We start from the raw sequence: 6,814 nt of genomic DNA on the forward strand, positions 1-6,814 counted from the left end.
GTCGGGCGGCCGCGGGCCGCAGGGCCGGGGTATGCATGGATCTGGACGTGAAGTCGATCATGCTGGTGGGCGTGCTGCTGAGCCTGTTCACCGTGCTGCTGCTCGCCCAGGCCTCCCAAGGCTTCCCGCCCGAGCGCCGGCGCCACCTGCGCCTGTGGACGGTGGGCCTGCTGATGCAGCCGGTGGCCTGGAGCCTGCTGGCGGCCACGGGCAGCCTGCCCGAGGTCTTCTCCCTGACGGTCGGCAATGGCCTGTTGCTGCTGGGCTTCGCCGAGATGGCGCGCGCCATGCGCGGCTTCGTGGGCTTGCCGGAGCGCCGCCTGGCCTACTGGCTCCTGATCGTCGTGACGGTGCTGCTGATCGCGCTCTTCGCCGGGGTCTGGCCGCACTACAGCGCCCGCGTGGTGGTCAACGCCCTCTGTGCGGCGGTGCTGGTCGGCTCCATCGCCCTTGCCCTGCGGCCGTCCTTCCGCCGCGGCGGCTTCACCGCCGCGCGCCTGACCGGTGCCTTCGCGGCGTTCGGCGTCGTGGTCCTGGCCTGGCGCTTCACCACCCACGTGCTGGAGCCGCGCGTGGCCGGGAACCTGCTCGATGCGGGCCCGGCCGACTTTGCGGTGGTGACCTACGCCTGCGTCGGCGTGGTGTTCCTGAGCCTGGGCTTCGTGCTGATGCACACCGAGCGCGCCTACGAGGACCTGCGCAAGCTCGCCTCGCTCGACCCGCTCACCGGCGTGCTGACCCGAAGCGGCCTGGCCGAGAACGGCCACCGCCTGCTGTCGGAGGCGCGCCGCTATCGCCGGCCGCTGGCGGTGCTGCTGATGGACATGGACCAGTTCAAGCAGGTCAACGACAGCCTCGGCCATGCCGCCGGCGACGCCGTGCTCCGGCACCTGGCCGAGCGCGCGCGCCGGGTGCTGCGCGGCGAGGACGTGCTGGGCCGGCTGGGCGGTGACGAGTTCGTGGCCATGCTGCCCAGCACCGACGCGGCCGGCGCCCGGGTCGTGGCCGAGCGCCTGCGCGACGCCCTGCGCGAGGCCCATGCCCTCTACCGGGGCGAGGAAGTGCCGGTGGACCTGTCGATCGGCGTGGCCGAGGCCGGGCCGGACGAGTCGCTGGAGGCGCTGATGCAGCGCGCCGACCACGCCATGTACGGCGCCAAGCGCGCCGGCGGCAACCGCGTGGGCCTGGCCCCCGCCCCCTGAGCCGGCGGCGGCGCCGGCCCGGCGCCGGTACAATCCACGGATGGATACCCCTGCCCTGCCCGTCGTCCGCCTCAAGATCGAGCGCCGCTCCAACCACCCCTGGATCTTCCAGAAGATGGTCGAGAAGCCGGCCGCCAAGCCGCGCCCGGGCAGCGTGGTCGACATCACCGACAACACCGGCGCCTGGGTCGGCCGCGGCTTCTACAACGGCCACTCGCGCATCGCCCTGCGCGTGCTCACCGAGGACCGCGACGAGGCCATCGACGAAGCCTTCTTCATGCGCAGGATCGCCGACGCCGTGGCCCTGCGCCGCGACGTGCTGCGCCTGGACGAGAGCACCGACGCCTGGCGCGTGGTGCATTCCGAGGGCGACGGCCTGTCGGGCCTGGTGGTGGACCGCTACGGCGACCTGCTGGTGGTCGAGTTCTTCTCGGCCGGCGCTTTCCGCCACCGCGAGTGGATCTACGCCGCGCTGCGCGAGCAGTTCCCCGGCTGCCGCTTCTACAGCTTCGCTGAGGAGCACGTGCAGAAGCAGGAGAGCTTCGACTTCCGCGCCCCGCCGGCGCCCGAGCCGAGCATCGTCACCGAGAACGGCCTGAAGTTCCGCGCCACGCCCGGCTCCGGCCACAAGACCGGCTTCTTCGCCGACCAGCGCGACAACCGCGAGTTCCTCTCGCGCTTCACCGCCGGCAAGCGCGTGCTCGACATCTGCTGCAACTCGGGCGGCTTCGCCATCTACGCCAAGGCCCGCGGTGGCGCCGACGAAGTGACCGGCATCGACCTGGACGAGGAGATCCTCGAGGTCGCCGAGAAGAACGCGCGCCTGAACCACGCCAGAGTGAAGTTCACCCAGGCCGACCTCTTCCCCTACCTGCGCGACGCCCAGCAGCGCGGCGAGCAGTGGGACGTGGTCATCCTCGACCCGGCCAAGCTCACCCGCGACCGCGACCAGGTGATCCCGGCGCTGAAGAAGTACAACGACATGAACAAGCTGGCCATGCAGGTCGTCCGCCCCGGCGGCATCCTGCTGACCTGCTCGTGCACGGGCCTGGTGAGCGAGGAGGAGTTCCTCGACATGGTCCGGCGCGCGGCCTTCTACGCCGGCCGCACCGTGCAGGTGCTCAAGGTGGCCGGCGCCGGCGGCGACCATCCCTTCATGGCGCACGTGAAGGAAAGCCGCTACCTCAAGGCGGTGTTCTGCCGCGTGCTCTGAGGACCCGGATGGACGCCCCCGCCGCCGGGACGATGCGAGTGCGCCGCGCCGCACTGGTCTTCATCTTCGTCACCGTGCTCGTGGACGTGATGGCCTTCGGCCTGATCATCCCGGTGCTGCCGCACCTGCTCAAGAAGGTCACCGGCGGCGAGATCGCCGACGCCACGCTCTGGCACGGCCTGTTCGCCACCGGCTTCATGGCGATGCAGTTCATCGCCCAGCCGGTGCAGGGCGCGCTCTCGGACCGCTTCGGGCGCCGCCCGGTGATCCTGGTATCCAACGCCGGCCTGGCCATCGACTTCCTGATCATGGCGCTGGCCGAGACGCTGCCGCTGCTGTTCATCGCGCGCCTGCTCTCGGGCGCCACCTCGGCCAGCTTCAGCACCGCCAACGCCTACATCGCCGACGTCACGCCGCCGGAGAAGCGTTCGGCGGCGTTCGGCCGCCTGGGCATGGCCTTCGGCATCGGCTTCACCGTCTCGCCGGTGATGGGTGCCTGGCTGGGCGCGGTCGACCTGCACCTGCCGTTCTGGGTGGCGGCCGGCCTGTGCGCGGCCAACTTCTGCTACGGCTGGTTCGTGCTGCCCGAGTCGCTGCCGCCGGAGCGGCGCGCGCCCTTCGACTGGCGCCGCGCCAACCCCCTGGGTTCGCTGCGCATGCTGCGGCGGCACCCGGAGCTGTTCGGCCTGGCCGGCGTGAGTTTCCTGATGTCGCTGGCGCACCTGGTCTACCCCACCACCTTCGTGCTCTACGCCGACTACCGCTTCGGCTGGGGCCTGGAGATGGTGGGCTGGACGCTGCTGATCGTCGGCGTGATGACGGTGATCGTGCAGGGCGGCCTGGTGGGCCGCGTGGCCCGCACCTTCGGTGACCGCCGCACGGTGCTGATCGGGGCCGTGGCCGGCGCGATCGGTTTCGCCATGTACGCGGCCGCGCCGACCGGCTACTGGTTCTGGGCGGCGATGCCGGTGGCGGCGCTGTGGGCGGTGGCCGGGCCGGCGACCCAGTCGCTGATGACCTCGCGCGTTTCGGCGCAGGAGCAGGGCCGGCTGCAGGGCGCCATCGGCAGCCTCAATTCGGTCGCCGGCATCGCCGGCCCCACGCTCTTCACCCAGAGCCTGGCCTGGGTGGCGGCCAACGAAGTGCGCGGGCCGATGGCCGGCGCCTCGTTCTGGCTGGCGGCGCTGATGGTGGCGATCGGCGGCCTGCTGGCCTGGCGGGTGACGCGCACGCGGCCGTGACGCCCGGCGGGGGTAGGATGGGGCCCTGTCCTCAGGAGCGCCCGACATGAGCAAGCCCGTCAACCAGGCCGAGGCCGAGGAAGCCGTCCGCACCCTGCTGCGCTGGGCCGGCGAGGATCCCGCCCGCGAAGGCCTGCTCGATACCCCGCGCCGCGTCGCCGAAGCCTATGGCGACTGGTTCCGCGGCTACCGCGAGGATCCGACCGCCTACCTGGCGCGCACCTTCGAGGAAGTCGAGGGCTACGACGAGATGATCGTGCTGCGCGACATCGAGTTCGAATCGCACTGCGAGCACCACATGGCGCCGATCATCGGCAAGGCGCACATCGGCTACCTGCCGTCGGGCAAGGTGGTGGGCATCAGCAAGCTCGCGCGCGTGGTCGAGGCCTATGCGCGCCGCTTCCAGGTGCAGGAGAAGATGACCGCGCAGATCGCCCGCTGCATCCAGGACGTGCTGCAGCCGCGCGGCGTGGGCGTGGTGATCGAGGGCGCGCACGAGTGCATGACCACCCGCGGCATCCACAAGCGCGGCGTGAGCATGGTCACTTCGAAGATGCTCGGCAGCTTCCGCGAGGACGCCCGCACCCGCGCCGAGTTCCTGCGCTTCATCGACGTCGGCCCGGGGCGCTGAGGCCCCGGGCGCGCCGGCTCAGGGCGCGTCGTCGCGGATGAGCTTCACGCCGGGCTTCACGCCGGCCACGAAGCCCTCGCCTTCCTCGCGCAGGCGCATCGAGAACACGCCGTCCTTGAGGTGGCAGCGCGGGAACTCCACGAAGTAGCTGCCGGTGGGCTCGTAGTGCCAGGCCTGGCAGCCGGCGTCGGCTTCGCACATCGCCTGGCAGGCCTTCGCGTCCTGGTCGACGCTGAACTCGTGCACGGTGGTCGCGCCACCGGCCTCGCCGTCGAGGGTTTCGCTGGTGTCGGCCTCGAGCACGAAACCGGGGATCCAGGCGTCGGCCGACTTCACTGCGAGCGACGGGGCGGCCGGCGCGGCTTCGGCCAGGTCGCCCAGCGCGTCGCCCAGTTCGCCGGCATCGCGCGCGGCCAGGTAGCGGCCCCCGGTGTTCGCGGCCAGGCACTGCAGCTGGGCCTGGGCGCGGCTGCCTTCCTCGATGTCGAAACCCACGACGTGGGCGGTGAAGTCCACGCCCAGCGCCTCGAGCTCCTCGCCCAGCGCGCAGGGGTCGGCCGAGCAGGTTTCCTCGCCGTCGCTGACCAGGATGACGGTGGCCTTTTGCTCGGTGAACTTCAGGTGTTCGGCGGCCTGGCGCACCGCGGCCGTGATCGGCGTCATGCCGCGCGGCTGCAGGGCGCCGACCCGGCGGCGCACGGCGTCGGCGTCGAACGCGCCCACGGGCTGGAGCAGCTCGATGTCGGCGCAGTCGCCCTTGCGGCGGTGGCCGTAGGCCATCAGGCCCAGGTCGCCGCCCGGCCAGCCGGCGAGCATGGCGTCGATGGCTTCGCGGGCGATGGTGATCTTGGGCTGGCCGCCGATCTGGCCCCACATCGAGCCCGAAGCGTCGAGCACGAGCAGGGCCTGGCCGCCGTCCGCGGCGGGGTCGCCGGCCTGGGCGGCCGGCAGGGCGAAGGCGAGCGAAAGGGCGAGCAGCGACAGGGCAGGACGCAGGGACATGGGCGTTCTCGGGAAGGCGGACGGGCCGCGATGGCTTGGAACACGGAGAAAGCAGGGTCGGTCGGGCCACGCTCGCCATGCGGCCGGGCGCGCCTATAATCGGGCCCATGAGCGACCCCCGCGCCCAGCTGACCTCCCTGCGTGAAGCCATCGTGGCCGCCTCGCCGGCCGAGGCCGGCCAATGGCTGGTGATGCTGGACGCGATCGAGAAGGACCTGGCGGCGATGGTGGCGCGCCAGCAGCGGCTGCAGCAGGACGTCGAAGACGCCGAACACGCCCGCGACGCCGCCAACCTGGCGCGCATGAAGGTGATGGGCCAGCTCAACACCCTGCAAAAGTCGCTGGCCGCCGCCGTGCCGGACGTGCCGGCCGGCCAGGATCCGCAGTCCGACGCCCAGCGCCGCATCGAGTGGCTGCTCAGCCACGGCGGCGTCGACCCGGGTGCCGCGGAGGCGGCCAAGGCCGCCGAAATGGAGGCGCCGATGCCGGGCCGCGCCGTGCTCGAGGCGGTGATCGCCGGCGAGCGCAGGTTCACCAAGGCCCAGCTCGAATTCACCATCGCCGAGGCCATGGTGCTCACCGGCTGGCAGATGACGCCGCTCGAGCTCACCGGGAAGGGCGAGCCCTGGCTCGCGCAGCTGGTGCTCGACAACCAGTCCGCCTCGGCCTGACCGAAGGCCGTTCCTGAACGGAAATGCCGGCCGGGCTGGGAATGTGTCCCGGACCGGCGCATCCTTGGCCGGGCACGCCACCACCCCCGAGGAGGACTGCCATGAAGACCAGGAAATCCCACCTGTTGTTTGCCACCGCCGTCTCGGTGGCCCTGCTGGCCGGCTGTGAAACCACCGGCGGCTATTCGTCCGCTCCGCCGCGCGACTACGAGGAGCAGGAGCCCGAGCGCGAGGGCATGAGCCGCACCCAGAAAGGCGCGCTGATCGGCGCCGCCGTCGGCGCGGTCGCCGGCCTGCTCAGCGGCGACGACGCCACCGAGCGGCGCCAGCGCGCCCTGATCGGCGCCGGCGTCGGCGGCCTGGCCGGCGGTGCCATCGGCCGCTACCAGGACAACCAGGAGAAGGCGCTGCGCGAGCGCATGGCCGGCACCGGCGTGGACGTGGTGCGCGAGGGCGACAACATCACGCTCGACATGCCCGAGGCGATCACCTTCGCCTTCAACTCCAGCCGGCTCGACCAGCGCGCCTACTCCGTGCTCGACCGCGTGGCCGAAACCCTGCGCGAGTACGACCAGACGATCATCGAGGTCGCTGGCCACACCGACAGCGTCGGCAGCGAGGCCTACAACCAGCGCCTGTCCGAGCAGCGCGCCCAGGCGGTGGCCGATTACCTGATCAGCCGCGGCATCAGCGGCCAGCGCCTGATGGTGACCGGTGCCGGCGAAATGCACCCGGTGGCCAGCAACGAAACCGAGGCCGGCCGCGCCGAGAACCGCCGCGTCGAGCTCACCATCGTTCCCATCCGCCAGCAGTAAAGGCAAAAAGAAGGTTCTTCTCCCAACTGAGGGGAGAGT

General features: G+C 71.7%; 7 protein-coding genes. 6 read left to right on the forward strand and 1 reads right to left on the reverse strand.

Annotated features, from left to right (window positions below; translation table 11 throughout):
* Positions 1-35 precede the first annotated feature (35 nt).
* Genes C6N40_RS10310 through folE form a run of 4 tightly spaced genes read left to right on the forward strand, consistent with a single transcriptional unit; the run spans position 36 to position 4,287 of the window.
* The gene (locus C6N40_RS10310) at positions 36-1,202 is read left to right on the forward strand and encodes a GGDEF domain-containing protein (protein ID WP_106990939.1); all 1,167 of its coding nucleotides are present in this window, start codon (positions 36-38) and stop codon (positions 1,200-1,202) included.
* Between the two features lie 40 nt (positions 1,203-1,242).
* Complete coding sequence (locus tag C6N40_RS10315; RefSeq protein WP_106990940.1) at positions 1,243-2,415, forward strand: class I SAM-dependent rRNA methyltransferase; 1,173 nt, start codon at positions 1,243-1,245, stop codon at positions 2,413-2,415.
* An 8-nt stretch (positions 2,416-2,423) separates the two neighbouring features.
* A complete protein-coding gene (locus tag C6N40_RS10320) occupies positions 2,424-3,656 on the forward strand; it encodes a TCR/Tet family MFS transporter (protein WP_106990941.1) in 1,233 nt (410 codons plus the stop codon).
* A gap of 46 nt (positions 3,657-3,702) precedes the next feature.
* A complete protein-coding gene (gene folE / locus C6N40_RS10325) occupies positions 3,703-4,287 on the forward strand; it encodes a GTP cyclohydrolase I FolE (RefSeq protein WP_106990942.1) in 585 nt (194 codons plus the stop codon).
* 18 nt (positions 4,288-4,305) lie between these two features.
* Here the strand turns inward: folE and C6N40_RS10330 are convergent, their stop codons facing one another.
* On the reverse strand, positions 4,306-5,289 hold the full coding sequence (locus C6N40_RS10330; protein ID WP_106990943.1) for a VWA domain-containing protein: 984 nt from the start codon (positions 5,287-5,289) through the stop codon (positions 4,306-4,308).
* A gap of 107 nt (positions 5,290-5,396) precedes the next feature.
* Here C6N40_RS10330 and C6N40_RS10335 point away from each other — a divergent pair, with 107 nt between their 5' ends.
* Both C6N40_RS10335 and C6N40_RS10340 read left to right on the forward strand, forming a co-directional pair.
* Positions 5,397-5,960 carry a hypothetical protein gene (locus tag C6N40_RS10335; RefSeq protein WP_106990944.1) on the forward strand — a complete coding sequence of 188 codons (564 nt, stop codon included), beginning with the start codon at positions 5,397-5,399 and terminating at the stop codon, positions 5,958-5,960.
* 101 nt (positions 5,961-6,061) lie between these two features.
* The gene (locus C6N40_RS10340) at positions 6,062-6,775 is read left to right on the forward strand and encodes a YiaD family glycine zipper/OmpA-like lipoprotein (RefSeq protein WP_106990945.1); all 714 of its coding nucleotides are present in this window, start codon (positions 6,062-6,064) and stop codon (positions 6,773-6,775) included.
* The last annotated feature ends 39 nt before the right edge of the window (positions 6,776-6,814 follow it).

The sequence above is a fragment of the Arenimonas caeni genome, assembly GCF_003024235.1.
Classification (GTDB): Bacteria; Pseudomonadota; Gammaproteobacteria; order Xanthomonadales; family Xanthomonadaceae; genus Arenimonas; species Arenimonas caeni.

Coding starts and splice junctions, on each gene's coding strand:
- C6N40_RS10340 (WP_106990945.1), top strand. CDS start 6,062: ATGAAGACCAGGAAATCCCACCTGTTGTTTGCCACCGCCGTCTCGGTG.
- C6N40_RS10310 (WP_106990939.1), top strand. CDS start 36: ATGGATCTGGACGTGAAGTCGATCATGCTGGTGGGCGTGCTGCTGAGC.
- C6N40_RS10315 (WP_106990940.1), top strand. CDS start 1,243: ATGGATACCCCTGCCCTGCCCGTCGTCCGCCTCAAGATCGAGCGCCGC.
- folE (WP_106990942.1), top strand. CDS start 3,703: ATGAGCAAGCCCGTCAACCAGGCCGAGGCCGAGGAAGCCGTCCGCACC.
- C6N40_RS10320 (WP_106990941.1), top strand. CDS start 2,424: ATGGACGCCCCCGCCGCCGGGACGATGCGAGTGCGCCGCGCCGCACTG.
- C6N40_RS10330 (WP_106990943.1), bottom strand. CDS start 5,289: ATGTCCCTGCGTCCTGCCCTGTCGCTGCTCGCCCTTTCGCTCGCCTTC.
- C6N40_RS10335 (WP_106990944.1), top strand. CDS start 5,397: ATGAGCGACCCCCGCGCCCAGCTGACCTCCCTGCGTGAAGCCATCGTG.